Raw genomic sequence first — 1,110 nt, 5'->3', positions numbered from 1 at the left:
ACCCCTGGAAGACTACCAGGTTGATAGGTTGGAGGTGTAAGTGCAGTAATGCATTCAGCTGACCAATACTAATAGGTCGAGGGCTTGATCAATAATTAAATTCACTGTGCAATTTTGAAAGAATAATAAATATTTTTTTCAAAAAAGTCTTGACAAATATATATCATGATGATATAATTTGTATCTGTAAGAAAGAAATAGTATAAATCTGGTGGTTATGGCTTGAAGGTAACACCCGTTCCCATACCGAACACGAAGGTTAAGCTTCAAAGCGCCGATGGTACTGCACTGGAGACGGTGTGGAAGAGTAGGTCGTCGCCAGGTAAAAATGGATCTTTAGCTCAGTTGGTTAGAGCAACCGGCTCATAACCGGTAGGCCCGGGGTTCGAGTCCCTGAAGGTCCACCATATGGGGGTATAGCTCAGTTGGGAGAGCACCTGCCTTGCACGCAGGGGGTCAAGAGTTCGAATCTCTTTATCTCCACCATTAAAAACAGTCTTATAAAAGGCTGTTTTTTTTATTTTAATTTTGAAATATTAAATTCTTTTTATTTATGATTTGTTTTTATGTATATATATGATGATTTTTTATTTCTATATTATCATTCTATTACTTTTCTGCTCAAATACATTAATGATAATGTTTAAGCAAGATAATTAATTTTTATTATTAGGTAAAAAATCTATCCTAATTGTTAGTTGTGATATCAATATTATTTATAAATGTATAAAGTAATAAATATTATATAACTAAAGTAGGGATTATTAAAAAATAAATATAAAATAGGATGTAAAATACCTAAAAGACATTAATAACAAACTATTTAAATAACGATAAAAGCTAGAAAAATCCATAGGTTTCATTGATAAAATTCTTTTAACAAATAAAATATCAGAAGAAAATAAAAAAAAGTTGTAAAAAAGTGTTGACAAATATATAAAAACAGTATAAAATAGTTTTTGTCGTCAAGAACGACACAAACTAAATTGGTCTTTGAAAATTAAACAGAAGTAAGGAAACACAGTCAGTCAATAAATTTGAGTAAAGATTAAACTTTTAAATTGAGAGTTTGATCCTGGCTCAGGACGAACGCTGGCGGCGTGCCTAACA

The 1,110-nt window shown here is 31.4% G+C and carries 2 tRNA genes and 2 rRNA genes; all 4 read left to right on the top strand.

Annotated elements, in window-relative coordinates:
- A 23S ribosomal RNA gene (locus OXH55_RS19890) occupies nt 1-92 on the top strand; the annotation flags it as partial.
- Nucleotides 93-207: 115 nt separating this feature from the next.
- Nucleotides 208-324 (top strand): 5S ribosomal RNA (rrf, locus tag OXH55_RS19885).
- A gap of 6 nt (nt 325-330) precedes the next feature.
- Nucleotides 331-407, top strand: a tRNA-Ile gene (locus OXH55_RS19880).
- A 3-nt stretch (nt 408-410) separates the two neighbouring features.
- Nucleotides 411-486, top strand: a tRNA-Ala gene (locus OXH55_RS19875).
- Nucleotides 487-1,110 lie beyond the last annotated feature (624 nt).

This window comes from Clostridium ganghwense (assembly GCF_026735165.1).
In the GTDB taxonomy this organism is placed as follows: domain Bacteria; phylum Bacillota; class Clostridia; order Clostridiales; family Clostridiaceae; genus Clostridium_H; species Clostridium_H ganghwense.
The sequence above is the reverse complement of the archived record's forward strand: the minus strand, read 5'-3'. Positions and strand labels throughout refer to the sequence as shown.